The sequence below is a fragment of the Pseudomonas sp. VE 267-6A genome (assembly GCF_024126555.1).
Classification (GTDB): domain Bacteria; phylum Pseudomonadota; class Gammaproteobacteria; order Pseudomonadales; family Pseudomonadaceae; genus Aquipseudomonas; species Aquipseudomonas palmensis.
This window is the reverse complement of sequence record NZ_JAMYBY010000017.1, coordinates 20,197-42,689: the sequence shown is the minus strand read 5'-3', so window position 1 is coordinate 42,689 and position 22,493 is coordinate 20,197. Positions and strand designations below refer to the sequence as shown.

Annotated in this window: 22 protein-coding genes, 1 tRNA gene and 1 pseudogene; 11 read left to right on the top strand and 13 right to left on the bottom strand. The window is 64.3% G+C overall.

Going from position 1 to position 22,493, the window contains the following annotated elements; translation table 11 throughout:
- Positions 1-106: 106 nt before the first annotated feature.
- Positions 107-835 carry an amidotransferase gene (locus NJH59_RS19535; protein ID WP_253087194.1) on the top strand — a complete coding sequence of 243 codons (729 nt, stop codon included), beginning with the start codon at positions 107-109 and terminating at the stop codon, positions 833-835.
- A gap of 3 nt (positions 836-838) precedes the next feature.
- Here the strand turns inward: NJH59_RS19535 and NJH59_RS19530 are convergent, their stop codons facing one another.
- The 3 genes from NJH59_RS19530 to NJH59_RS19520 form a co-directional block, all read right to left on the bottom strand.
- On the bottom strand, positions 839-1,810 hold the full coding sequence (locus tag NJH59_RS19530; RefSeq protein ID WP_043862723.1) for a magnesium and cobalt transport protein CorA: 972 nt from the start codon (positions 1,808-1,810) through the stop codon (positions 839-841).
- 43 nt (positions 1,811-1,853) lie between these two features.
- The gene (locus tag NJH59_RS19525) at positions 1,854-2,597 is read right to left on the bottom strand and encodes a 1-acyl-sn-glycerol-3-phosphate acyltransferase (protein WP_043862724.1); all 744 of its coding nucleotides are present in this window, start codon (positions 2,595-2,597) and stop codon (positions 1,854-1,856) included.
- Positions 2,598-2,743: 146 nt separating this feature from the next.
- Positions 2,744-3,433 carry a crotonase/enoyl-CoA hydratase family protein gene (locus tag NJH59_RS19520; RefSeq protein WP_253087193.1) on the bottom strand — a complete coding sequence of 230 codons (690 nt, stop codon included), beginning with the start codon at positions 3,431-3,433 and terminating at the stop codon, positions 2,744-2,746.
- A 75-nt stretch (positions 3,434-3,508) separates the two neighbouring features.
- Between NJH59_RS19520 and NJH59_RS19515 the strand changes: the two genes are divergently transcribed.
- The 3 genes from NJH59_RS19515 to NJH59_RS19505 all read left to right on the top strand — a co-directional run bounded on the left by NJH59_RS19515 (position 3,509) and on the right by NJH59_RS19505 (position 4,385).
- Positions 3,509-3,706, top strand: coding sequence for a hypothetical protein (locus NJH59_RS19515; protein ID WP_143516616.1), 198 nt, complete (start codon positions 3,509-3,511; stop codon positions 3,704-3,706).
- Positions 3,702-3,791: transfer RNA gene (locus tag NJH59_RS19510), tRNA-Ser, on the top strand. Before NJH59_RS19515 ends, NJH59_RS19510 begins: the two co-directional genes overlap by 5 nt.
- Before the next feature lie 78 nt (positions 3,792-3,869).
- Positions 3,870-4,385 (top strand): hypothetical protein, encoded by a 516-nt coding sequence (locus NJH59_RS19505; protein WP_043862726.1) that lies wholly within the window; start codon positions 3,870-3,872, stop codon positions 4,383-4,385.
- 88 nt (positions 4,386-4,473) lie between these two features.
- Here the strand turns inward: NJH59_RS19505 and NJH59_RS19500 are convergent, their stop codons facing one another.
- Entirely contained in the window at positions 4,474-6,633 is a 2,160-nt protein-coding gene (locus tag NJH59_RS19500; protein ID WP_253087192.1) for a TonB-dependent siderophore receptor, read from the bottom strand.
- 103 nt (positions 6,634-6,736) lie between these two features.
- Positions 6,737-7,927, bottom strand: coding sequence for an MFS transporter (locus NJH59_RS19495; RefSeq protein WP_043862728.1), 1,191 nt, complete (start codon positions 7,925-7,927; stop codon positions 6,737-6,739).
- Positions 7,928-8,033: 106 nt separating this feature from the next.
- Here NJH59_RS19495 and NJH59_RS19490 point away from each other — a divergent pair, with 106 nt between their 5' ends.
- Entirely contained in the window at positions 8,034-8,921 is an 888-nt protein-coding gene (locus tag NJH59_RS19490) for a LysR family transcriptional regulator (RefSeq protein WP_253087191.1), read from the top strand.
- A gap of 38 nt (positions 8,922-8,959) precedes the next feature.
- On the opposite strand, the gene NJH59_RS19485 is transcribed toward NJH59_RS19490, so the two are convergent.
- Both NJH59_RS19485 and NJH59_RS19480 read right to left on the bottom strand, forming a co-directional pair.
- A complete protein-coding gene (locus NJH59_RS19485) occupies positions 8,960-9,442 on the bottom strand; it encodes a GreA/GreB family elongation factor (RefSeq protein ID WP_043862730.1) in 483 nt (160 codons plus the stop codon).
- Between the two features lies 1 nt (position 9,443).
- On the bottom strand, positions 9,444-9,836 hold the full coding sequence (locus NJH59_RS19480; protein ID WP_043862731.1) for a hypothetical protein: 393 nt from the start codon (positions 9,834-9,836) through the stop codon (positions 9,444-9,446).
- Between the two features lie 137 nt (positions 9,837-9,973).
- Between NJH59_RS19480 and earP the strand changes: the two genes are divergently transcribed.
- Together earP and NJH59_RS19470 are read left to right on the top strand one after the other, a co-directional pair.
- Complete coding sequence (gene earP, locus NJH59_RS19475; RefSeq protein ID WP_253087190.1) at positions 9,974-11,107, top strand: elongation factor P maturation arginine rhamnosyltransferase EarP; 1,134 nt, start codon at positions 9,974-9,976, stop codon at positions 11,105-11,107.
- 48 nt (positions 11,108-11,155) lie between these two features.
- A complete protein-coding gene (locus NJH59_RS19470; protein WP_043862733.1) occupies positions 11,156-11,728 on the top strand; it encodes an elongation factor P in 573 nt (190 codons plus the stop codon).
- 78 nt (positions 11,729-11,806) lie between these two features.
- On the opposite strand, the gene NJH59_RS19465 is transcribed toward NJH59_RS19470, so the two are convergent.
- On the bottom strand, positions 11,807-12,265 hold the full coding sequence (locus tag NJH59_RS19465; protein WP_043862734.1) for a MarR family winged helix-turn-helix transcriptional regulator: 459 nt from the start codon (positions 12,263-12,265) through the stop codon (positions 11,807-11,809).
- Between the two features lie 51 nt (positions 12,266-12,316).
- Positions 12,317-13,273 carry a LysR family transcriptional regulator gene (locus NJH59_RS19460; RefSeq protein WP_054915829.1) on the bottom strand — a complete coding sequence of 319 codons (957 nt, stop codon included), beginning with the start codon at positions 13,271-13,273 and terminating at the stop codon, positions 12,317-12,319.
- Positions 13,274-13,378: 105 nt separating this feature from the next.
- Between NJH59_RS19460 and NJH59_RS19455 the strand changes: the two genes are divergently transcribed.
- Complete coding sequence (locus NJH59_RS19455) at positions 13,379-14,128, top strand: sulfite exporter TauE/SafE family protein (protein ID WP_043862736.1); 750 nt, start codon at positions 13,379-13,381, stop codon at positions 14,126-14,128.
- A 48-nt stretch (positions 14,129-14,176) separates the two neighbouring features.
- Here the strand turns inward: NJH59_RS19455 and NJH59_RS19450 are convergent, their stop codons facing one another.
- The gene (locus NJH59_RS19450) at positions 14,177-15,523 is read right to left on the bottom strand and encodes a class II 3-deoxy-7-phosphoheptulonate synthase (RefSeq protein WP_054915827.1); all 1,347 of its coding nucleotides are present in this window, start codon (positions 15,521-15,523) and stop codon (positions 14,177-14,179) included.
- A 128-nt stretch (positions 15,524-15,651) separates the two neighbouring features.
- On the opposite strand from NJH59_RS19450, the gene NJH59_RS19445 reads away from it, so the two are divergent.
- Together NJH59_RS19445 and NJH59_RS19440 are read left to right on the top strand one after the other, a co-directional pair.
- On the top strand, positions 15,652-16,407 hold the full coding sequence (locus NJH59_RS19445) for a spermidine synthase (protein WP_043862738.1): 756 nt from the start codon (positions 15,652-15,654) through the stop codon (positions 16,405-16,407).
- A 322-nt stretch (positions 16,408-16,729) separates the two neighbouring features.
- Positions 16,730-18,431, top strand: a pseudogene (locus NJH59_RS19440) (DEAD/DEAH box helicase).
- Between the two features lie 105 nt (positions 18,432-18,536).
- Here NJH59_RS19440 and NJH59_RS19435 read toward each other — a convergent pair.
- On the bottom strand, positions 18,537-19,304 hold the full coding sequence (locus NJH59_RS19435) for a class III extradiol ring-cleavage dioxygenase (RefSeq protein ID WP_054915826.1): 768 nt from the start codon (positions 19,302-19,304) through the stop codon (positions 18,537-18,539).
- A gap of 105 nt (positions 19,305-19,409) precedes the next feature.
- Between NJH59_RS19435 and NJH59_RS19430 the strand changes: the two genes are divergently transcribed.
- Positions 19,410-20,063, top strand: a complete 654-nt coding sequence (locus NJH59_RS19430) for a thiopurine S-methyltransferase (protein WP_058541062.1) — start codon at positions 19,410-19,412, stop codon at positions 20,061-20,063.
- 51 nt (positions 20,064-20,114) lie between these two features.
- Here the strand turns inward: NJH59_RS19430 and htpX are convergent, their stop codons facing one another.
- Positions 20,115-21,002 carry a protease HtpX gene (gene htpX / locus NJH59_RS19425; protein WP_043862742.1) on the bottom strand — a complete coding sequence of 296 codons (888 nt, stop codon included), beginning with the start codon at positions 21,000-21,002 and terminating at the stop codon, positions 20,115-20,117.
- Positions 21,003-21,205: 203 nt separating this feature from the next.
- Positions 21,206-22,417: a pyridoxal phosphate-dependent aminotransferase gene (locus NJH59_RS19420; RefSeq protein WP_043862743.1), complete on the bottom strand. Its 1,212-nt coding sequence runs from the start codon at positions 22,415-22,417 to the stop codon at positions 21,206-21,208.
- Positions 22,418-22,493: the final 76 nt, after the last annotated feature.

Below are 22,493 nucleotides of genomic sequence, written 5' to 3'. Positions count from 1 at the left end.
GGCCTGCACAGTGTGACCGTTCGTCCGAGTGAACACTTGCCTCCGAGCGCCATTCGCGGCAGGCTCTAGCGACACTTTGTGCCTCATGTCGTTCGGGACTAAATCTATGTCGTTAAGCATCTGCATCCTGGAAACCGATGTCCTGCGACCCGAGCTGGTCGATCAGTATCAGGGCTACGGACGGATGTTCGAGCACCTGTTCACCCATCAGCCGATTGCCGCCGAATTTCGCGTGTACAACGTGATGAACGGTGAATACCCCGACGACGACGAGGTGTTCGACGCCTACCTGGTGACCGGCAGCAAGGCCGACTCGTTTGGCGACGACCCGTGGATCGCCAGGCTCAAGACCTTTCTGCTGGACCGCTACAAGCGCGGCGACAAGCTGCTGGGCGTATGCTTCGGCCACCAGTTGCTGGCCCTGTTGCTGGGCGGGCGCAGCGAGCGCGCGCACCAGGGCTGGGGGGTGGGAACCCACCGCTACGTGATGGCGGCCAAGGCGCCGTGGATGAGCCCGCAGGTGGAGGAACTGACCCTGCTGATCAGCCACCAGGACCAGGTTACCCAACTGCCCGAAAACGCCACGGTGATCGCCTCCAGCGACTTCTGCCCCTATGCCGCCTATCACATTGGCGACCAGGTGCTGTGCTTCCAGGGCCACCCCGAGTTCATCCACGACTATTCCCGTGCCTTGCTCGAGCTGCGCCAGCAGCACCTGGGCCCGGAGGTCTACAGCAAGGGCGTGGCCAGCCTCGACCAGCAACACCAGGGCACCACGGTGGCCGAGTGGATGATGCGCTTTGTCGCGCACAAGCCACAGGGCAGCGCGGCCTGAGGCCTACAGCCAGCCGGAGCGCTTGAAGCTGGCGAACAGTGCCGTGCAGCCCAGGGCGATGACCCCCAGCACGGTGAAGTAGCCGTAGTGCCAGCTCAGCTCCGGCATGTTCTGAAAGTTCATCCCGTAGATACCCGCCACGGCGGTGGGGAAGGCCAGGATCGCCGCCCAGGCGGCGAACTTGCGCTGGGTGATGCTCTGGCGTGACGACTCCAGCAGCATGCCGATCTCGATGGTCTGGCTGGCGATGTCGCGGATGCTCGACAGGTCTTCCATCTGCCGCGTCACGTGGATCTGCACGTCGCGAAAATACGGGCGCATGTTCTTGTCGATGAAGGGGAAGGCCAGGCGCTGCAGCTCTTCGCTGATCTCGACCATCGGTGCCACATAGCGGCGCAGGCGCAGGATGTCGCGACGCAGGCCGTGCAGGCGGCGGATATCGTCTTCCTGCAGCGAACTGCTGAGTACGTTGTTTTCCAGCTCTTCGATCTCGCTGTGAATCGCCTCGCTCACCGGCTGGTAGTTTTCAGTGACGAAGTCGAGCAGTGCGTACAGCACGAAGTCTTCGCCGTGCTCGAGCAGCAGCGGCCGGGCCTCGCAGCGCTGGCGTACCAGGGCATAGGATTTGGAGTGGCCGTTGCGGCAGGTGATGATGTAGCCGTTGCCGGCAAAGATATGCGTTTCGATGAACTCCAGCCTGCCGTCCTGGCGTACCGGCGAATAGGTCACGATGAACAAGGCATCGCCGAAGGTTTCAAGCTTGGGCCGGCTGTGCTTTTCCAGCGCATCCTCGATTGCCAGTTCATGCAGGTTGAACTGGCGCTGCAGATTGGCCAGTTCCTGCGCGGAGGGCTCTTCCAGCCCGATCCACACGAAGTGCCCCGGTTTGCTGGCCCACTCGGCGCCCTCGTCGAGGCTGATGTTGGTGACTTTTCTACCGGCGCTGTAGACCGCTGCCGCTACGACTCGACCCATGGTTGTGCCTTTCCCCCGTTGTCATGCCCCTAGCTTGGTATGACTACGACAAATCGGCAACTGCGCGGCTGGCCTGCAATTCTTTTTCCATCAGGTCGATGCAGCGTTGCATCTGTTCGCGGCACTGCTCGGCCAGGGCGGGAACATCCTGGTGGGTCATGCCGGTGGTGGAGATCGGCGCCAGCGAGCGGATGATCACCTTCTGCTTGCGCCAGCCGTTGAGGTTCAGGCGCCTGGCGTAGCGGCTCACGCACACCGGCACGATGGGCACGCCGGCTTCGATGGCCATGTGGAACGCGCCCTTCTTGAAGGCCAGCAACCGATCGCCGGCGTTGCGCGTGCCCTCGGGGAATACCCAGATCGAGGTGTCCTGTTCCTGCAGGGTGCGGGTGGTGGTCTGCATGGCGCGTCGGGCCTGGTAGGCGTTGCTGCGATCGACCAGCACATTGCCGCCCAGCCAGAACAGCTGGCCGAACAGGGGGATCCATTTGAGGCTCTTCTTGCCGATGCACACCGTGCGCGGCGGCACCACGTGACCGAGCACGAACAGGTCATGGTTGGATTGGTGGTTGGCCACGATCACGCAACCCGGGGGCTGGTCGAACAGCGGGCCGACTTCGGCCTGTACCTGCAGGCGCATCAGCCAGGTGGCGGGCCAGCCATACAGGCGCGCGAACACGCGGCTGTTGTCGGGGTTGAAAGGCCGACACAGGCCGATGAGCACACCCAGTATGCCTACCAGAACAAAATGCAGGCCCAGGAGGGGCATGCGGATCAGAAACAGCATTGTGGTTAACCCCGGACAAAACGCGGCGCAGTGTACGGTTGTGCACAGCCCGGGGCAAACTTAAAGCTTCGCCGGCAAGGCCGGCTCCTGCAACGGTTGCGTCCCCTGCAGGAGCCGGCCTTGCCGGCGAATGGCGCGACCCGCTATCAGACCGGGTGTTCCTGGTCGCGAATGATCGCGTCGTCCAGCAGGTCCAGCAGCGCCTTGCGCACCTTGAGCTTGGTCTTCTTGTGCGCGTTCATGTTGATGGTCTTGAGTTGCTGCGCCGCTGTCAGGGCGGTTTCGTGCAACTGCTCCACCGGCACCACCTTGTCGAGGAAGCCGGCATCCACGGCACTGGCCGGGTCGAACATCTCGGCATTGATGACCGAGCGGTGGAAGGCCGAGCGACGCAGGCGATCACGCGCCAGCTCGATGCCGGCGTGGTGCATGGTCATGCCGATCTGCACTTCATTCAGGCCGATGCGGAACGGGCCTTCGACGCCGATGCGGTAGTCGGCCGACAGCAGCAGGAATGCACCCTTGGCCACGGCGTGGCCAGGGCAGGCGACGATCACCGGGAACGGATGCGACAGCAGGCGCCGGGAGAGCGTCGAGCCGGCGGTCACCAGCGCGATGGAGGCCTGTGGCCCAGAGGTCATCACCTTGAGGTCGTAGCCACCGGAGAGGATGCCCGGCTGGCCGGTGAGGATGACGACGGCGCGATCCTGCACGGCACGGTCCAGTGCATCGTTGAAGGCTGCGATCACGTCCGGTGAAATGGCGTTGACCTTGCCGTTGTTCAGGGTCAGCGTCGCGATGCCGTCTTCCAGTTGGTAGGTAACCAGCTCACTCATGACAGAGTTCCTTTAGGTGGAGTGGGGCTGACGTTACCCAGCTGCCGCGGTCAGGTAAAGCACCAAGGCTGACCGATGAGTCAGGCGCAGCACGCCGGCCCCGGCACCACGGGCTTCGTGCATGGACCACAGCCGAACCACGCCAGAGATTGGCAGCTTTGCCACTGCTGGCTTAAGCGCATGAATATTCTGAAAAAAACCTTTGCCATTCAAAGTGCTTTCGACTACATTAGCGCGCCTCGACAGGCTGAACAGCTTGGCGAGAACCGGTGAAGTGTCCGAGTGGCTGAAGGAGCACGCCTGGAAAGTGTGTATACAGGAAACTGTATCAAGGGTTCGAATCCCTTCTTCACCGCCATATTCAGATACGCGAAGAGCCCCCGAACTTGAAAGAGTCCGGGGGCTTTTTGTTGGGCCATTGAAAAGGAAGTTTCAGATGCTTGCAGAGTGCTTTTCCGAACAGCAGATTCTTGCCGCCGAGCAATTGATTGCTCTTGTCAGCCCCACGCCCGAAATGGCCGCCGAGCATCTTCAGGCGTTTCGCGAGCTGGAGTTGGACGAGGATGACATCGAAGAGTTCGAGGACGATCCCAAGCAACTGATGTGGATGGTCAAGGACATCGCCGACTGGGAGTCGGTGTTCTACGTCGACTGGAAGGACACCGAGTCGTTCGTGCAAAGCGTCCAGCAACTGGCAGAAGCACGTGACGCCCAGGTGACCTTTGGCGTGGACGACCCGGAAGATGAAGACTTCCTGGAAAACCACAGCGTGTCGCAACTGATGGTGCTGGCCCATGCCGAGCTTCAGAAGCAGGGCCTGGTGCTGTGGAACTGGTCGACGCTGGAGGACTGCTACAGCGGCTTCATCACCACTCCGGCCGCGGCGGCCGACCTGAGCGAAATCGCCGGGATACTGGAAGTGCAGTTCCGCGAGGGCAGCGAGCCGTTCTGATCGGCGGCGCGCTGTTCGCCAGCCAGGCTGGCTCCTGCAGGCAAGGCGAACGCCTGTGCAGGAGCCGGCCTTGCCGGCGAACGCATTCTCAGAAGCTCACAGCAGCCGACACCCGCGCAGTTCGCGGCGCGCCCTGAAACAGGTAGCCGTCGCCCAGATACTCCCCCGCGTCCCTCCAGTAGCGCCGATCGAACACGTTATCCACTGTCAGGCGCAGCACCGTGTCATACCCGCCGATGCGCGTGCGATAGCGGCTGCCAATGTCGAACACCGCATAGCCACCCACCGCCACCGTACCTGCCTGGTTGGCATACTTGCTCGCGCTGTAGCGCGCCCCACCCAGCAGCGCCAACCCCGGTACTCCCGGGAGGCTGTAGTCGGCCTGCAGCGCCGCGCGCAGATTCGGCACGTTCAGCGCCTGATGGTCGTCGTACGCCCGCGTGCCGCTGCCGCCGACCCGTGCACGAATGGCCGCGGCACTGGCGTTGATCTGCAGGTTCGACGTTACCCAGCCGCCGGCCGCCAGCTCCAGGCCGGTGTTCTTCTGCTGTCCCTGCTGCACGTAGGTGAAGTCACCGCTGCCATCCGGCTGGGCATACTGATACCCCTGGCGCAGCTGGAACAGCGCCGCGCTCAGGCTCATGCGCTGCCATTCACGCTTGATACCCAGTTCGAGCTGGCGTGACGTGGTGGGGGCCAGGATGTCCTGGCTGTTGAGCGCGAACCACGGCGCGGCATTGCCCGACGACAGCCCCTTGCTGTAGCTGGCGTACAGCGAAATGTCCGCGCGCGGCTTGTAGATCAGCGCGGCGTTGGGCAGCAGTTCATATTGCCGGGTATGCCGGCGCAGGTTCCCATCTTCACCAAAGGCCTGCTCGTCCAGGCGTACAACGCGCGCACCGAGTACCGTCTGCCAGTGTTCGTCGAAGCTGATCCGGTCGCTGGCGAACAGGCCGTACTGGCGGCTGTCGAGGCGGCGTTCGCGGTTGCCCGGGCTGCCGTCGAAGGGCTCCAGTGCCGGCGTAGGCTGGTAGATGTTGCCGCTGCCGATCCACTCGTTGAACGTCGGTCGCTGGTCGACAGTGCGCCGTTGCGCGCTGCTGCCGACCGTCAGCTCGTGCTCTAGGCCCGCCAGGGCAAACTGGCCGTTGAGGGTGACCTGTGCCTCGTCGGTGCGCCGGGTATCGTCCGGGCTGCGGTAGTCGTAGATGTCGTAGTCGCCCTCGGGGCTGAAGTAGTTCGGCACCTTCGAGCCTGCGCAGCTGGCGGCGCCGTAGCAACCCCAGGCGAACGCGCTGTAGTCGTCGATCACCACGCGGCTGCGCGAAGCGCTCACGCTGCCGGTCCAGGTGTCGCTGAAGCGGTATTCGAAGCGACCGCCCAGGTTCAGCGAGTCGATCTGCACCGGTTTGGCCCAGTGCTGATAGGCCAGGCGATCGTCGGGGTCGATGCCGTGGGGCAGGCGGTTGCCGCCGAGCAACTGGTAGCCGGGCACCGAGCGCTGCTCGCGCTGCTGGTACTCGACATCCAGTTGCAGCAGCGCATCCGGGTTCACTTGCCAGTCGAAGGCCAGCGAAGCGAAGTCGCGCTGGCCGTCGGCATGGTCGACGTAGGAGCGGATATCTTCATGGGCCAGGTTTGCGCGCAGGCCGAACTGGCGTTCGCTGCCAAACCAGCCGCCCAGGTCGGTGGCGATGTAGCGCTCGCCCAAGGCCGTGCTCGATACCGTGAGCGAACGGATGTCCTGCGGGCGCTTGGTCACATAGTTGATCAGCCCACCGGGTTCGGCTACTCCGCTTTGCAGGCCCGACAGCCCCTTGAGCAACTCGACCTGCTGCTTGTTCTCCAGCGCCACGTTCTGCTCGCCGGCGATGGTCTGGCCGTTGATGGTGTAGCTGTGGGCGGCGTCCAGTTCGAAGCCGCGCACGTTGAAGTTCTCGTAGTAGCCGATGGGCGCATAGCTCTCGCCGACCGAGGCATCGCTTTGCAGCACCTCGCTGAGCAGGCGCACCTGGCGGTCCTGCAGCAACTGTTCGGTGAACACCGACACCGAGGCGGGGGTGTCGAGCAGCGGCGCCGCGCCAAAGCCGGCCACTGAGGCCTGGCGCGGCTGGTAGCCGTCCTCGAGCACATCGGACACGCTCAGGGGCGCGAGGGTGATGCCGCTGTCGGCCAGCGTAGTGGACGAACTCAGGGCCAGGCCGAGGCTCAGCAGCCCCAGGGGCAGGCGAGGGTGGTGCAGGGTCATGCGCAGGTTCCTTGAAGGCCAGCAACAGGCGCGCCGGCAGGCGGGGCGCCATGTTACCTGAAGGGGGCCTGCGGGTAGGAGCCAGCCTTGCTGGCGAACGCCGTTAGGCGGCCTTCACCTGAGCCGAGCGGCGCTCCACCCACAGCCACACCACCAGCGCCACGCCGCCGATCACCAGCCCCGCCACCACGATGCCGTTCCAGCCGTGGGCCTGGAACAACTGCGTACCCAGCAGCGAGCCCAGTGCGCCACCGATGAAGTAGCAGGTGATGTACCCGGCATTGAGTCGGTTGCGCGCCTCGGGGCGCAGGGCGATCACCGCGTTCTGGTTGCTCACGTGCACCAGCTGTACCGCCAGGTCGAGTACCAGCACGCCAATCAGCAGGGCGGCGAGCGACACCTGGGCGAAGGCCAGCGGTACCCAGGCCAGCACCAGGGCCAGCAGCCCCACGGTGGTGCCCAGCGAGCCCTTGCCGCGGTCGGCCAGGCGCCCGGCCCAGTTGGCGGCCAGCGCGCCGGCCGCACCGGCCAGGCCGAACAGCCCGATCACCGCATCGGAGTAGTGGTAAGGCTCGGCTGCCAGCAGAAACGCCAGGGGTGTCCAGAACAGCGCGAACAGGCAGAACGACAGCAGCCCCAGCAACGAGCGCAGGCGCAGCACCGGCTCATCCACGAACAGGCGGAACACCGAACCGATCAGTGCGGGGTATTTGAGCCCGGCGTGCTGGTGGCGCTCGGGCAGGGCCCTGGCCAGGGCGATGGCGCTCAGGGCCATGAGCGCAGCGGCCAGCAGGTAGATGCTGCGCCAGTCACCCAGGGTCGCCATGAACCCGGCAGCGGTGCGCGCCAGCAGAATGCCCAGCAGCAGGCCGCTCATCAGCGTGCCGACCACTCGCCCGCGCTCGGACGGGTCGCTCAGGCCGGCGGCCATCGGCACCAGTACCTGCGCCACCACCGAGAACAGCCCGGTCAGGGTGGTGCCGATCAGCAGCCACATCAGGCTGGGGGCGAAGGCGCTGATCAGCAGGCCGACCGTGGCGATGGCGATCATGCTGACGATCAGGCGGCGTTGTTCGAACAGGTCACCCAGCGGCGCGAGCAGCAACAGGCCGGCGCCGTAGCTCAGCTGGGCGGCAATCACGATGCTGCCGGCGGTGGCGGTGGTCAGGCCGAAATGCTGAGCGATGCTGTGCAGCAAGGGCTGCGCATAGTAGTTGCTGGCCACGGCCAGGCCGGTGGCGGTTGCCATCAGCAGAATCAGGGCGCGGCTCAGGTGAGTTGTGGCGGGGGCCATGGACCGTCTCGTTGTCAGGGGGGAAGGGGAGTGCATTATCGAAAATGCGCTAGCATGACGCCAATGAATCGTTTAGATCCCATCAATCTCTTGTGCAGATGGAAAGATGAACCTCAAGCAGATCGAATACGCGCTGGCGGTGGCCGATACCGGTAGTTTCACCCGTGCGGCCGAACGTTGTCATGTGGTGCAGTCGGCTTTGAGTCATCAGGTGGCGCGCCTGGAGTCTCAACTGGGCACCTTGCTGTTCGAGCGCAGCTCGCGCCGGGTGCGCCTTACACCTGCCGGCGAAGCCTTCGTGCTCAGCGCACGCACGGCGCTGGAGGCCACCCGGCGCATCGCCGAGGACGTGGCCGCAGCCTGTGGCGAAGTGCGCGGGCGCTTGTCCATCGGCGAGATCAGCTCGCTGACCGAGCTGGACCTGGTGGACCTGCTGGCCGGTTTTCACGGGCAGTACCCGCAGGTGGACATTCGCTGGCTGATCGGCAAGAGCGAGCTGCTGATTGCCGATGTGCGCGAACGGCGCCTGGATGTGGCGTTCATCGGCGTCTGGCCGGGGGAACCGTTGGCGGGGGTGGCGTCGCGCCTGCTGGCGGCCGAGGAACTGGTGGCGGTGCTGCCGCTGCAGCACCCGCTGGCAGGCATCGGGCGTCTGGCGCTGGAGCAACTGGAAGACCAGCCCCTGGTGGACTTCCAGGCTGGCAGCGGCGCGCGTCGACAGACCGACGAGGCATTTGCCGCCGCAGGGGTGCGTCATCGGGTGCAGTTCGAGGTGGGCAGTATCGGCCTGATCGAGAAGTTCGTGCAGCGTGGCCTGGCCCTGGGGCTGGTACCGGCAAGGATCGCCGCAGGCTTCAAGGGCGTTGCCGCAGTACCGGTGTGCGATGCCCCGGTGCGCCACCTGTACGCGATCTGGTCGACCACCCCGACGCCGCCGGCGCGGGCCTTCGTCCAGTTGCTGGAGCAGAACCTGGCGGCAAGGGCAAGCCATTAGCCGTGGCAGCCTCTTTGCTGGCAAGCCAGCGAAGTGCTTCAGAGCACTTCCACCAGTTCGTAGACCTGGCGCCCATTGCCCAGTACCAGCACCACCTCGTCGCCCTCGAGCTTGCCCATCAGGCTTTGCCCCAAAGGTGAGCGCGGGGTGATCACCGTGATCAGCGCCTGCCCTTCGCCGATTTTCAGCCCTGCCGCTTCCGGCCCCAGGAACACGCGCTGCTGGCGATCCTGTTCGTCGGCCAGCAGCACCAGGTTGCTCAGTTGCACGCCGGCCTCGGGGTCGTAGTCGCGCAGGGTCAGTTGCTGGTACGCCAGCCGTGCCTGGCGAATCTCCTCCATGCGCCGGGCCTGCCCGGTGGCCAGGTACGAGGCTTCCAGGCCGAGGGTGTCGTACTTGTTCTCGGCGATGTTCTCCTCGGCAGTGGCCGCCTCATACGCGGTCTGCGCAGCACGTTGTGCCACGTCGAGGTCGACGCCCAGGCGCTCGATGATGCGCGCCAGCAGGTCGGTCTTGTTCATCTCAGTTGCAGAACTCAAGGACATTGGCGCGGCTTTTCTCGGTGGGGGCGGTACGGTTCTGTTGCAGCCAGAACTGGCATCTGGGGTTGGACAGGTTGCGCGGGCTGCCCTGGGCCTGCTCCTCGGCCTGCTGCACCGCCTGATCGTGCAGGATCTGCTTGTACTGCTCGAACATGCGGTTCTGCTCCGGCGACTGCTGCGGCGCCACGGCCGGCGCGGGCGGGGCGATCACCTCGTGCAGGGGCTGGCGCAGGTCGGGCAGGTACTGCCAGCCCAGCCACAGGGTCAGCATGATGGCGACGAAACCCAGCCACAGGCCGATGGCCACGCACAGGATCAGTTGCAGCGGGTTTTGCGAAATTTTCAGTTCACGGCGACGCGCACGGTACGACATGGCAGCCTCCTGGCCAGGACAATGGCGGCGATTGTCGCATGCAGCGCGGGTTTTATTCAGCCTCGCTACTGTTGTCTGCAATGATTAACCCGGACAATCGGCGCTTTTTGTTTCCGGCTCAACGTGAGGTGCCTGCCATGAAACCGACCTGGGATATCTTCTGTTGCGTCGTCGACAACTATGGCGACATCGGCGTCACCTGGCGCCTGGCCCGGCAACTGGTGGCCGAACACGACGTGGCGGTGCGCCTGTGGGTGGATGAACTGGCGGCCTTCGTGCGCCTGTGCCCCGAGGCGGACGCCCAGGCCCGGCAGCAATGGCAGCAAGGCGTCGAGGTGTGCCTGTGGCCGGCCGACTGGCAGCCGACGGCAGTGCCGGACGTGGTGATCGGCGCCTTCGGCTGCCACTTGCCAGCGGCCTATGTCCAGGCCATGCAGGACCGCACCGTGCCGGCAGTGTGGCTGAACCTGGAGTACCTGAGCGCCGAGGACTGGGTGGAAGGCTGCCACGGCCTGCCGTCGCCCCAGGCCAATGGCCTGCGCAAGGTGTTCTTCTTTCCGGGGTTCACGCCCGGTACCGGCGGGTTGCTGCGCGAAGCCACGTTGCTGACGCGGCGCAAGGCGTTCGAAGACGACCCGCAGGCCCGTCAGGCATTCCTGCGCGGCCTGGGCGTGAGGGTGCATGAGGGTGCACGGCTGATCTCGTTGTTCGCCTATGAGAACCCGGGCCTGGCCAGTTGGCTCGATGTGCTGGCCGCCGACACCCGCCCCAGTCACCTGCTGGTGCCCGAGGGGCGCATCCTGGGGGATGTGCAGGCCTGGCTGGGCGAGAGCGGGCTGGGGGTGGACAGTGTGACGCAGCGTGGGGCGCTGACGGTGCAGATCCTGCCCTTCGTCAGCCAGGATGACTATGATCGGCTGCTGTGGTGCTGCGAGTTCAATGCGGTGCGCGGCGAGGACTCGTTCGTGCGTGCTCAGTGGGCTGGGCGGCCACTGCTGTGGCATATCTATGTGCAGGAAGAGTACGCCCACTGGGAAAAGCTCGAGGCCTTTCTGGACCATTACACCCAGGGCCTGTCGGCCCCGGCAGCCGCCGCGCTGGTGGCGCTGTGGCGGGCCTGGAACATGGATCGCGACATGGGCCAGGCGTGGCGCGAGCTGCTGGCGCACTGGCCGGAACTGAGCGCCCACGCCGAGCGCTGGTGCGCCGCGCAGGCCGCTCAGCCGGACCTTGCCACGGCGCTGGTACAGTTTTGTCGAAATTCGCTATGATATGCGGCCTCGATTTTTGTAAATCCATCCAAATTCGGATATCTCGCAATGAAAACTGGTAAAGAGCTGAAACCCGGTACCGTGATCCGTATCGACAACGACCCTTGGCTGGTTCAGAAAGCTGAATTCACCAAATCGGGCCGTAACAGCGCGATCATGAAGACCAAGCTGAAAAACCTGCTGACCGGCTACAAGACCGAAACCGTCTACAGCGCCGACGACAAGCTGGACGACGTGATCCTCGACCGCAAAGAAGCGACCCTGTCCTTCATCAGCGGCGACACCTACACGTTCATGGACACCACCGACTACACCATGTACGAGCTGAACGCCGAAGACATCGAAAGCGTTCTGCCTTTCGTTGAAGAAGGCATGACCGATGTGTGCGAAGCCGTATTCTTCGAAGACCGCCTGGTTTCCGTAGAGCTGCCGACCACTATCGTGCGTCAGGTCGACTACACCGAAGGTTCCGCCCGTGGCGATACCTCCGGCAAGGTCATGAAGCCTGCCAAACTGAAGAACGGTACCGAGCTGTCGGTTGCCGACTTCATCGAGATCGGTGACTGGATCGAGATCGACACCCGCGAAGGTGGCTCCTACAAGGGCCGCGCCAAGGTTTAAACCTGGCGATCTGCGCGAACACGAAAACCCGGCCAAGGCCGGGTTTTTTTATGCCCTGCGTGCGCGGCTGCGGCGCCGTCAGAGGCTGTTCTGCAGGTTGTCGCGCAGCGCCAGCAGCTCGGCCTGCAAGCGTTGCAGGCGCTCCAGCGAGTGGCCGCTGGCGCCCAGGATGCACGGCGGTATCGAGCGTGCCTGCGCTTGCAGGGCACGCCCCTGGGCAGTCAGTTGCACGATCACCACGCGCTCGTCCTCGCGGCTGCGGGTGCGCTTGAGCAGGCCCTCGGCTTCCAGGCGCTTGAGCAAGGGCGTGAGCGAGCCGGGGTCGGTCAGCAGGCGATGGCTGATTTCGCCGACGGTCAGCCCGTCCTGCTCCCATAGCACCAGCATGGCCAGGTACTGCGGGTAGGTCAGGCCCAGTGCCTGCAGCAGTGGCTTGTACACCTTGGTCATGAGCAGTGACGTGGAGTGCAGGGCGAAGCACACCTGATTGTCGAGCAGCAGCTCATCGTAAACGGGCGCTTTGGAGGTGGCGTTCATGCGGCTCCTTTCTATCTGGTCCATGAAATGGTGGCGCGCATGCTATGCGCGCTATTGCCAGCGCAGCTCGCTCTGCAGTGCCAGGTCCCAGGGAGGGATGGGGCTGAAGCGGCTCTTGAGGAATTCGAGCAGCAAACGGCTGCGAGAGTTCGTTTCATGTTCAAGGCGCAATGCATAGACACCGCTGGTTTCGGCCGGGGGCAGCCCGTTCTCGCAGAACAGCGGCAGCAGGTCGCCGCGCAGCAGGTACTCGCTGATCAGCCAGGTGGGCAGGTGCGCGATGCCCAGGCCCGCCAGGGCGCCGAACAGCAGGGTCTCGGCATTGTTGGCGCTCATGCGCATGCGCGAGGGACGCAGCAGACGCATCTGCCCGTCCACCGCGAAGCGCCAGGCGAAGGGTGGGGCCAGGCCATCCCAGTCCAGCCCGTCGTGCTCTGGCAGGTCGCAGGGGCTGGCAGGCACGCCACGGGCCTGCAGGTAGGCGGGGCTGGCGCAGGCAATGCGCACCATGTACGCCAGTGGTGTTGCCACCAGCCGGGTATCGGCCAGAGGGCCTGCACGCAGCACCAGGTCGACTTCGCCCAGGTGCGCGCCCTGCAGGTCGACGAAGCTGTCGATCAGGCGCAGTTGTACATCCAGGCCCGGGTACGCCACCAGAAAATCGGCGATGGCCGGTGCCAGGTGGCGGCGGCCGAACGCCGAAGGCGCATCGATGCGGATCAGGCCTTCCGGTGCATTGCTCAGCGACACGGCTTCGGCGCGGGCCAGACGCAGCTCTTCGACGATACGCCGGGCGCGTTCGGCGAATGCATTGCCGGCGGGCGTGGGGCGTACCGCATGGGTGCTGCGCACGAACAGGCGGCTGCCCACGGCGGCCTCCAGGGTATCGATGCGTCGGGCCACCGCCGAAGGGGTCAGCGGGTGGCGCCGCGCTGCGGCAGAAAAGCTGCCGCTTTCGAGCACATCGAGAAACAGGCTCAGGTGTTGGGTGAGGGCGTCCGGGGTCATGGTGATTGCTTGTGCGAATTGGGCACAGCCATTGTGCGTTGCTGTGCGTTTCCCCGCTAGCCCGCCATCGGTAGCATGGCGCTATTGCAGAGCAGAGAGGCGAGCATGGTCGAGTGGTTGATGTACATCGTATTGGGAGCAGGGCTGGGTACCCTGGGCGGGCTGTTCGGGATCGGCGGCGGCCTGATCGCGATCCCCGTGCTGGGCGTGCTGTTCGGCCTTGACCAGCAACTGGCCCAGGGCACCGCGCTGGTGATGGTGGTGCCGAACGTGTTGCTGGCGCTGTGGCGCTATCACCAGCGCAATCGCATCGAGCTGCGTCATGCATTGCCCTTGTCGCTGGCCGGCTTCGTGTTCGCCTGGCTCGGCTCGATCTGGGCAGTGGGGTTGGATGCACAGGCCATGCGCGTCGGCTTCGTGGTGTTTCTGGTGGCGCTGACGGTGTGGAACCTGGTGCGCATGTTCACTCGCAACGCGCCGCCTTCGACCGAGTTGCGCCAGCCCTGGCCCTGGCTGGGTGTGCTGGGCGGGGGTGCCGGTGTGGTCGGCGGGCTGTTCGGGGTAGGGGGCGCGGTGGTCGCCACACCGGTGCTGACCAGTGTGTTCGGCACCACCCAGGTGGTTGCCCAGGGCCTGTCGCTGGCACTGGCGGCGCCCAGTACCTCGGTCACGCTGCTGACCTACGGGCTGCACCAGCATGTGGACTGGAACATGGGCATCGCGCTGGCACTGGGCGGCTTGCTGAGTATCAGCTGGGGCGTGAAGCTGGCCCATGCGCTGCCGGAAAAGGTCCTGCGCTCGTTGTTCTGTGTGTTTCTGGTGGTGTGCGCGTTGATGCTGGGCTTCAGGGTCTGAAGCCCGCCGCGGGTCGAGCCGGCACGGCCGTCGAGAGCCGTGCAGGTGTCAGCGCCGTACCTGCTTGAGCGTTTCGGCGATCAGGAACGCCAGCTCCAGCGACTGGTCGGCGTTCATGCGCGGGTCGCAGTGGGTGTGGTAACGGTCGGACAGCGCGTCTTCGGTGATCGGCCGGGCGCCGCCGATGCATTCGGTGACGTTCTGACCGGTCATCTCGATGTGAATGCCACCGGCATGGCTGCCTTCGGCCTGGTGCACCTGGAAGAACTGCTTGACCTCGCCCAGGATCTGCGCGAAATCGCGGGTCTTGTAGCCGCTGCTGGCCTTGATGGTATTGCCGTGCATCGGGTCGGAGCTCCACAGCACCTTGCGCCCCTCGCGCTCGACGCTGCGGATCAGCCCCGGCAGGTGCTCGCCGACCTTGTTGGCCCCCATGCGCACGATCAGGTTGAGCCGGCCCGGGTCGTTGGCCGGGTTGAGGATGTCGATCAGGCGGATCAGCTCCTCGGTGTTCATGCTCGGGCCCACCTTGACCCCGATCGGGTTGTTCACCCCGCGCAGGAACTCCACGTGGGCGCCGTCCAGCTGACGGGTGCGATCACCGATCCAGAGCATGTGCGCCGAGCAGTCGAAGTAGTCGCCGGTCAGGCTGTCGCGCCGCACGAAGGCTTCCTCGTAGTTGAGCAGCAGCGCCTCGTGCGCGGTGAAAAAGCTGGTTTCGCGCAGTTGCGGCGAGCTGTCCATGCCGCAGGCGCGCATGAAGGCCAGGGTTTCGTCGATGCGGTCGGCCAGCTGGCTGTACTTTTCGGCCAGCGCCGAGTTGGCGATGAAGTCCAGGTTCCACTTGTGCACCTGGTGCAGGTCGGCGAAACCACCCTGGGCGAAGGCGCGCAGCAGGTTGAGGCTGGCGGTGGACTGGTGATAGGCCTGCAGCAGGCGCTCCGGGTCGGGCACGCGGCTGGCAGGGTCGAAGCCGATGCCGTTGACGATGTCGCCCCGGTAGGCCGGCAGGGTCACCTCGCCGATGGTTTCGTCATTGGACGAGCGCGGCTTGGCGAACTGCCCGGCCATGCGCCCCACCTTGACCACCGGGCAGCCGGCGGCAAAGGTCATGACGATGGCCATCTGCAGCAGCACTTTGAAGGTGTCGCGGATTTTCGCTGCCGAGAACTCGGCAAAGCTTTCGGCGCAATCGCCGCCCTGCAGCAGGAAGGCACGGCCTTCGGTCACTTCGGCGAACTGGCGGCGCAGCTCGCGCGCCTCGCCGGCGAACACCAGCGGCGGGTAGCTGGCCAGGGTCTGCTCGACCTTGAGCAGGTGCGCTGCATCGGGGTAGTGCGGTTGCTGCTGGATCGGCAGGGCACGCCAGCTATCGGGACTCCAGGGTTGGCTCATCACAGGCTCGGTTTCTATCGGAAAAGGGCTGTGAACATGCTAACACCTGGACCCTGCCTTGTTGCATCGCCTGTATTGACGGACAATGGTCGTTTTTGCTTGGGCACATGCAGGTGTCGGGAGAGAGCATGACAGAGGAACGGGTAGAGCGGCTGCTGGCGCAGGTGCACGACGAGTTCGGCACCATCAGCGTGCTGGAAGTCGAGGACTACCGCTTTCTCGAGTTTGGCGAGGCCATCGAGCAGAGCTGCGTATTCACTGCCGACCCGAGCTGGCTGGAGTACGACTATACCCGCGCCATGCTGGTGGGCGCGCTGTGCCACTGCGAGCCTGAAAGCGCGCTGTTTCTCGGCCTGGGTGCCGGTACCCTGACCCAGGCCTGCCTGAAGTTCCTGCCCCTGGAGGACGTGGAGGCCATCGAGCTGCGTCCCGAGGTGCCGCGCCTGGCCATCGAATACCTGGGGCTGGACGATGATCCGCGCCTGTACATCCGCGTGGGTGATGCGGTCGAGCTGCTGGAGACGGCCGAGCCTGCCGACCTGATCTTCGTCGACCTCTACACCGACCACGGGCCCGGCGTCGGCCACCTGGCCTGGAAGTTTCTCGAAGACTGCCAGAAGCGCCTGAACCCCGGCGGCTGGCTGGTCATCAACCAGTGGGCCACCGATGACGGCAAGCCGCTGGGCGCCGCGCTATTGCGCGGGCTGTATCACCGCCATTACTGGGAGCTGCCGGTGAAGGAGGGCAACGTCATCCTGCTGGTGCCCGCCGACCTCGACCAGACCCTCGACCGGGAGGCGCTCACCGCGCGCGCCCGGGCCCTTGAACCGCGCCTGGGCTACTCCCTGCAGCGCCTGATCGAGGTGATCCGACCGGCATCTTGAATAAATCGTTTCAGCTCCGGCCGCGCCGCCAACAGACGCGTGGGCCTCGATCATCGGCAAGGGCTGTCGATTCGAGGCCTCCGGGCTTCTCTTCCCTGTAAAAAAGTCTCACGCGATGCAGGAAATCGGGTATAGTACGCGCCGGTCTTTTACCGGACCTCGTTCAGGTAGTGCAATTCCCCGAAGCCAGCTTCGGCTGCGCGTCCGCACCGCGGACTCTGCCTTGACGTTCCTTTTTTTCTTCAATCGTTTTCGCAAATCCCCGCCGACAAAGCTGCCAGGGTGACCTTCGGGTCTTACAAGGCATGTGCAGCTTTGGAGCATGGGTCTTTGCGGATGCACTTAGAGGCAGACCCATGACCCAGGAAACCGGCGGCTTCGCCGCTCTCGATCTTCATCCAAGTATTGTTGCCGCCGTTATCGCCACTGGCTACGAAGAGCCATCGGCCATTCAGCAGCAATCGATCCCGATTATTCTTGCCGGTCATGACATGATCGGTCAGGCGCAGACAGGTACCGGTAAAACCGCTGCCTTCGCTCTGCCAATCCTGCACCGCATCGACCCGAGCAAGCGCGAGCCGCAAGCCCTGATCCTGGCGCCAACCCGTGAGTTGGCGCTGCAAGTAGCTACCGCATTCGAAACCTACGCCAAGCAGATGCCGGGCGTTACCGTGGTAGCGGTATACGGTGGTGCCCCGATGGGCCCACAACTCAAAGCAATCCGTAACGGCGCGCAGATCGTCGTCGCTACCCCTGGCCGTCTGTGCGACCACCTGCGTCGCGACGAGAAGGTGCTGGCTACCGTCAATCACCTGGTGCTCGACGAAGCTGACGAAATGCTCAAGCTGGGCTTCATGGACGACCTGGAAGTCATCTTCAAGGCCATGCCGGAAACCCGCCAGACCGTACTGTTCTCGGCCACCCTGCCGCAGTCGATCCGTGCGATCGCCGAGCGTCACCTGCGTGACCCGAAACACGTCAAGATCCAGACCAAGACCCAGACCGTGACTGCCATCGAGCAGGCACACCTGATGGTCCACGCCGACCAGAAGGTCTCGGCGGTACTGCGCCTGCTGGAAGTCGAAGAGTTCGATGCACTGATCGCCTTCGTACGTACCAAGCAAGCCACCCTGGACCTGGCCAGCGCCCTGGAAGCCAAAGGCTACAAGGCTGCCGCGCTCAACGGTGACATCGCCCAGAACCAGCGTGAGCGCGTCATCGACTCGCTCAAGGATGGTCGCCTGGACATCGTCGTCGCTACCGACGTCGCTGCCCGTGGTCTGGACGTACCGCGCATCACCCACGTGTTCAACGTCGACATGCCGTACGATCCGGAGTCCTACGTTCACCGTATCGGCCGTACCGGCCGTGCCGGTCGCGAAGGTCGTGCACTGCTGCTGGTCACCCCGCGTGAGCGCCGCATGCTGCAGGTGATCGAGCGTGTGACCGGCCAGAAGGTTGCCGAAGTTCGTCTGCCCAACGCCCAGGCCGTACTGGACGCGCGCATCAAGAAGCTCACCAACAGCCTCGCGCCGTTGGTTGCCGATGCAGAAGCTACCCACGGTGATCTGCTCGACCGCCTGACTGCCGACATCGGTTGCAGCCCGCGTGCCCTGGCCGCGGCCCTGCTGCGCAAGGCCACCAATGGCCAGGCGCTGACCCTGGAAGCCGTCGAGAAAGAGCAGCCGCTGGTGCCGACTTCGGCCCCACGTGGTGATCGTCCTGCCGGTGAGCGCTCCGAGCGTGGCGAGCGTGAGCGTCGCGCGCCGATGCCACTGGGTGAAGGTCGTGCACGTTGCCGTACCGCGCTGGGTGCGCGTGACGGTATCGCGGCCAAGAACCTGCTGGGTGCGATCCTCAACGAAGGCGGCCTGGCCCGCGAAGCGATCGGTCGCATCCAGGTGCGCGACAGCTTCAGCCTGGTCGAGCTGCCGGAAGATGGCCTCGAGAAGCTGCTGACCAAGCTCAAGGACACTCGCGTTGCCGGCAAGCAGCTGAAGCTGCGTCGTTATCGCGAAGATTGATCTTCGAGTGAAATGAAAAATCCCCGACTGGTTCGGGGATTTTTTTTGCCTGGGCGGCCTGTTTCGCTTATAGGGGCCGACCTTGCCGGGGAAAGGGCTGCCGCCTCAGTCGAACCGATAGATATCCATTCCCAGTGCTCCCAGGGTAAAGCCCTGGTGCTCGATCGCGAACCGTTCGCCCGCGCCGCGGGCAAAGTACAGCGGCAGCAGGTGTTCGTCGCTCGGGTGGTTGCGCACCGCAAACGGCGCCTGCCGGCGATAGTCATGCAGGGCCGGCGTGTCGCCCGCAGCCAGCTTGTCGATCATCCAGTCGCGAAACGCCAGTGCCCAGGGCTCTACGCTCTCGGGGCCGGCATGCCAGTCGAGTTCGCGCAGGTTGTGGGTAATGCTGCCGGAGCCGATCAGCAGCACGCCTTCCTCGCGCAGGGCCGCCAGTGCCTGGCCTACCTGTTGCTGGTACGCCGGGCCGTGCTGGCTGGGCAGTGATACCTGCACCACCGGTATGTCCGCCGCCGGGTACATCAGCGACAGGGGCACCCACGCGCCATGGTCGAAAGGCCGCTTGGCGTCGAGTGTTGTGGGCAGCCCGGCTTCATTGAGCCGTTGCCTTACCTGTTCGGCGAGCTGTGGGTCGCCGGGGGCTGGGTACTGCACGGCATACAATGCGGCCGGAAAGCCGCCGAAGTCGTGCCAGGTGGGTGGGTGCGGGTTGCTTGTCACGCGCAGTTCGGTGGTTTCCCAGTGCGCAGACATCACGACGATCGCTCTGGGGCGCGGCAGTTGCGCCGCCAGGCGGGCAAGTGCCGGACCGCTGGCACCCGGTTCCAGTGCCAGCATGGGAGAGCCATGGGAGATAAACAGGCTGGGCAGCATCGGGGTGGTCCTGAAGGTTAATATGCAGCCATCTTCAGGCAGATCATTGATCTAAATCTAATATAAGTTTTTGCGGTATTTAATCGAATTTATCGAGGTAAGGTTATGCAGCCCGCGTTCTGGCACAACCGCTGGGAGAACGATCTGATCGGCTTTCACCAGCAGCAGGTCAACCCGTATCTGCAGCAGCATTGGCCCGCACTGGGCATTGCGCCTGGTGCCCGTGTACTGGTGCCGCTGTGCGGCAAGAGCCTGGACATGGCGTGGCTGGCCGCGCAAGGCCACGACGTGCTTGGGGTGGAGTTGTCCGAGCGGGCGGTGAAGGACTTTTTTTCCGAGCATGAGCGGGAGCCGCAGGTTTCGCAGCAGGGGGCCTTCACGGTCTACCGCAGCGAGGGCATCGAGTTGTGGTGTGGCGATTTCTTCGCACTGACCGCGGGTGACGTGCGGGGCTGTACGGGCCTTTACGACCGTGCCGCGATCATCGCCTTGCCGCCTGCCATGCGCGAGCGGTATGTGGCGCATCTGCAGCAGCTCCTGCCGTCGCCTTGCAAGGGCCTGTTGATCACTCTGGACTACGATCAGGCGGTTACTGACGGTCCGCCCTTTGCCGTGCCCGATGAAGAGGTCGAGTGCCTGTTCGGCGAGCATTGGCAGTTGGCGATCGCCGCGCAGGACGACGTGTTGGCGCAGAGCCCCAGGTTCATCAAGGCGGGTGCTGATCGGCTGCTGGAGCGGGTGTACCGTCTGCAACGCTGAAATGAAAAAGGGCGACCCGTGGGTCGCCCTTCCTGTTTGCCTGCTGCTCGCTTAGCCGCGACGACGCAGGGCTTCGATACGATCTTCCAGCGGCGGGTGGCTCATCAGCAGGCCTGCCAGGCCCTGCTTGAGGCCACCATTGATGCCGAAGGCATTCAGGGTGTCAGGCATGTGCACAGGCACGCCCTGTTCAGAACGCAGGCGCTGCAGCGCGCCGATCATCGCGTTGGTGCCGGCCAGGCGGGCGCCGGCTTCGTCGGCGCGGAACTCGCGTTTGCGCGAGAACCACATGACGATGATGCTGGCCAGGATACCCAGGACCAGTTCGGCAACGATGGTCGCGATGTAGTAGGCAATGCCCTGGCCTTCTTCGTTCTTGAAGATCACCTTGTCGACGAAGTTGCCGATGATGCGTGCGAAGAACATCACGAAGGTGTTGACCACACCCTGTACCAGCGCGAGGGTCACCATGTCGCCGTTGGCGACGTGGCCGATCTCGTGGGCCAGCACGGCGCGTACTTCATCACGCGAGAAACGCTCGAGCAGGCCCTGGCTGACCGCGACCAACGCATCGTTGCGATTCCAGCCGGTAGCGAAGGCGTTGGCCTCATAGGCCGGGAAGACGCCCACCTCGGGCATCTTGATGCCTGCCTGGCGGGAAAGCTCTTCGACGGTCTGCAGCAGCCATTGCTCATGGTGGGTGCGCGGCTGGGTGATGATCTGGGTACCGGTGCTCATCTTCGCCATCCACTTGGAGATGAACAGCGAGATCAGCGAGCCGGCAAAGCCGAACACAGCGCAGAAAATCAGCAACTGGTCGAGCTTGAGGTCAACCCCGTTTGCCGCCATGAACCCGTTGAAGCCGAACAGGCTCAGGGTGATGCTGGCAATCAGCACGACCGCAAGGTTGGTGGCCACAAACAGCAAAATGCGCATCATGGTTGTTACGTTCTCCTGACGGATAGAAAGCTTGCGTATGCGGGGTATATAAGGTGCGCGCTCCGTGTATTCAACCGGGCGACTATTTCAAACTGTGTACTTGTGCGGGCAGGCGCGGAGAATGCCAGGTGCGCGAGCCAGAGCGGCAGGCTTGAGGTTGGCCCGTGGCCTGCGCCAGGGCTGGCGCAGGCAGGCATTCGGGCTTACTGCTGGTAGGTCTTGAGGAAATTGCCGATGCGACCGATCGCCTGCTCCAGGTCATCGACACGTGGCAGGGTCACGACGCGGAAGTGGTCGGGCCACGGCCAGTTGAAGGCGGTGCCTTGCACGATCAGCAGTTTTTCCGACAGCAGCAGGTCAAGGGCGAACTTTTCGTCGTTGAAGATCGGGCAGACCTTCGGGTCGATGCGCGGGAAGGCATACAGGGCGCCCATCGGCTTGACGCAGCTGACCCCTGGAATGTCGTTGAGCAGCTCCCAGGTGCGGTTGCGCTGCTCCAGCAGGCGACCTGGCGGCAGCACCAGGTCATTGATGCTCTGGTAGCCGCCCAGTGCGGTCTGGATGGCGTGCTGGCTCGGCACGTTGGCGCACAGGCGCATGTTGGCCAGCATGTCGATGCCTTCGATATAGCTCTGGGCGTGCTGCTTGGGCCCGGACAACGCCAGCCAGCCGGAGCGGAAGCCCGCCACCCGGTACGACTTGGACAGGCCGTTGAAGGTCAGGCAGAGCAGGTCGGGGGCCAGCGAGGCGGTGCAGATGTGCACGGCATCGTCGTACAGGATCTTGTCGTAGATCTCGTCGGAGAACACCACCAGGTTGTGTTGGCGGGCGATTTCCAGCATGCCCAGCAGCAGCTCGCGCGAGTACACCGCGCCAGTGGGGTTGTTCGGGTTGATGATCACCATGGCCTTGGTGTTGGGGGTGATCTTGGCCTTGATGTCGGCAAGGTCGGGGAACCAGTCGGCCTGCTCGTCGCACAGGTAGTGCACCGGGTTGCCGCCGGCCAGGCTCACCGCAGCGGTCCACAGCGGGTAGTCCGGGGCCGGGATCAGCACCTCGTCGCCGTTGTTGAGCAGGGCCTGCATCGACATCACGATCAGCTCGGACACGCCGTTGCCCAGGTAGATGTCCTCGATGCCGACACCTTCGACCTGCTTCTGCTGGTAGTACTGCATCACCGCCTTGCGCGCGCTGAACAGGCCCTTGGAGTCGCTGTAGCCCTGGGCGGTGGGCAGGTTGCGGATCACATCCTGGAGGATCTCGTCGGGCGCCTCGAAACCAAAGGGCGCCGGGTTGCCGATGTTCAGCTTGAGGATGCGGTGGCCTTCCTCCTCCAGGCGTTTGGCGTGCTTGAGCACCGGGCCGCGAATGTCGTAGCAGACATTGGCGAGCTTGTTCGATTTGCTGACCTGCATGATGTGATCCCGATTAGAAAAGATCGCCGCGCATTGCGCTGTGAAAACGTTTGAAATGCGTGTAACGCGGGTGCCA

What these genes read in the sequence shown, in the direction of transcription:
- NJH59_RS19535 (WP_253087194.1), top strand. Translation starts at nt 107, where the DNA reads ATGTCGTTAAGCATCTGCATCCTGGAAACCGATGTCCTGCGACCCGAG.
- NJH59_RS19530 (WP_043862723.1), bottom strand. Translation starts at nt 1,810, where the DNA reads ATGGGTCGAGTCGTAGCGGCAGCGGTCTACAGCGCCGGTAGAAAAGTC.
- NJH59_RS19525 (WP_043862724.1), bottom strand. Translation starts at nt 2,597, where the DNA reads ATGCTGTTTCTGATCCGCATGCCCCTCCTGGGCCTGCATTTTGTTCTG.
- NJH59_RS19520 (WP_253087193.1), bottom strand. Translation starts at nt 3,433, where the DNA reads ATGAGTGAGCTGGTTACCTACCAACTGGAAGACGGCATCGCGACGCTG.
- NJH59_RS19515 (WP_143516616.1), top strand. Translation starts at nt 3,509, where the DNA reads ATGAGTCAGGCGCAGCACGCCGGCCCCGGCACCACGGGCTTCGTGCAT.
- NJH59_RS19505 (WP_043862726.1), top strand. Translation starts at nt 3,870, where the DNA reads ATGCTTGCAGAGTGCTTTTCCGAACAGCAGATTCTTGCCGCCGAGCAA.
- NJH59_RS19500 (WP_253087192.1), bottom strand. Translation starts at nt 6,633, where the DNA reads ATGACCCTGCACCACCCTCGCCTGCCCCTGGGGCTGCTGAGCCTCGGC.
- NJH59_RS19495 (WP_043862728.1), bottom strand. Translation starts at nt 7,927, where the DNA reads ATGGCCCCCGCCACAACTCACCTGAGCCGCGCCCTGATTCTGCTGATG.
- NJH59_RS19490 (WP_253087191.1), top strand. Translation starts at nt 8,034, where the DNA reads ATGAACCTCAAGCAGATCGAATACGCGCTGGCGGTGGCCGATACCGGT.
- NJH59_RS19485 (WP_043862730.1), bottom strand. Translation starts at nt 9,442, where the DNA reads ATGAACAAGACCGACCTGCTGGCGCGCATCATCGAGCGCCTGGGCGTC.
- NJH59_RS19480 (WP_043862731.1), bottom strand. Translation starts at nt 9,836, where the DNA reads ATGTCGTACCGTGCGCGTCGCCGTGAACTGAAAATTTCGCAAAACCCG.
- earP (WP_253087190.1), top strand. Translation starts at nt 9,974, where the DNA reads ATGAAACCGACCTGGGATATCTTCTGTTGCGTCGTCGACAACTATGGC.
- NJH59_RS19470 (WP_043862733.1), top strand. Translation starts at nt 11,156, where the DNA reads ATGAAAACTGGTAAAGAGCTGAAACCCGGTACCGTGATCCGTATCGAC.
- NJH59_RS19465 (WP_043862734.1), bottom strand. Translation starts at nt 12,265, where the DNA reads ATGAACGCCACCTCCAAAGCGCCCGTTTACGATGAGCTGCTGCTCGAC.
- NJH59_RS19460 (WP_054915829.1), bottom strand. Translation starts at nt 13,273, where the DNA reads ATGACCCCGGACGCCCTCACCCAACACCTGAGCCTGTTTCTCGATGTG.
- NJH59_RS19455 (WP_043862736.1), top strand. Translation starts at nt 13,379, where the DNA reads ATGGTCGAGTGGTTGATGTACATCGTATTGGGAGCAGGGCTGGGTACC.
- NJH59_RS19450 (WP_054915827.1), bottom strand. Translation starts at nt 15,523, where the DNA reads ATGAGCCAACCCTGGAGTCCCGATAGCTGGCGTGCCCTGCCGATCCAG.
- NJH59_RS19445 (WP_043862738.1), top strand. Translation starts at nt 15,652, where the DNA reads ATGACAGAGGAACGGGTAGAGCGGCTGCTGGCGCAGGTGCACGACGAG.
- NJH59_RS19435 (WP_054915826.1), bottom strand. Translation starts at nt 19,304, where the DNA reads ATGCTGCCCAGCCTGTTTATCTCCCATGGCTCTCCCATGCTGGCACTG.
- NJH59_RS19430 (WP_058541062.1), top strand. Translation starts at nt 19,410, where the DNA reads ATGCAGCCCGCGTTCTGGCACAACCGCTGGGAGAACGATCTGATCGGC.
- htpX (WP_043862742.1), bottom strand. Translation starts at nt 21,002, where the DNA reads ATGATGCGCATTTTGCTGTTTGTGGCCACCAACCTTGCGGTCGTGCTG.
- NJH59_RS19420 (WP_043862743.1), bottom strand. Translation starts at nt 22,417, where the DNA reads ATGCAGGTCAGCAAATCGAACAAGCTCGCCAATGTCTGCTACGACATT.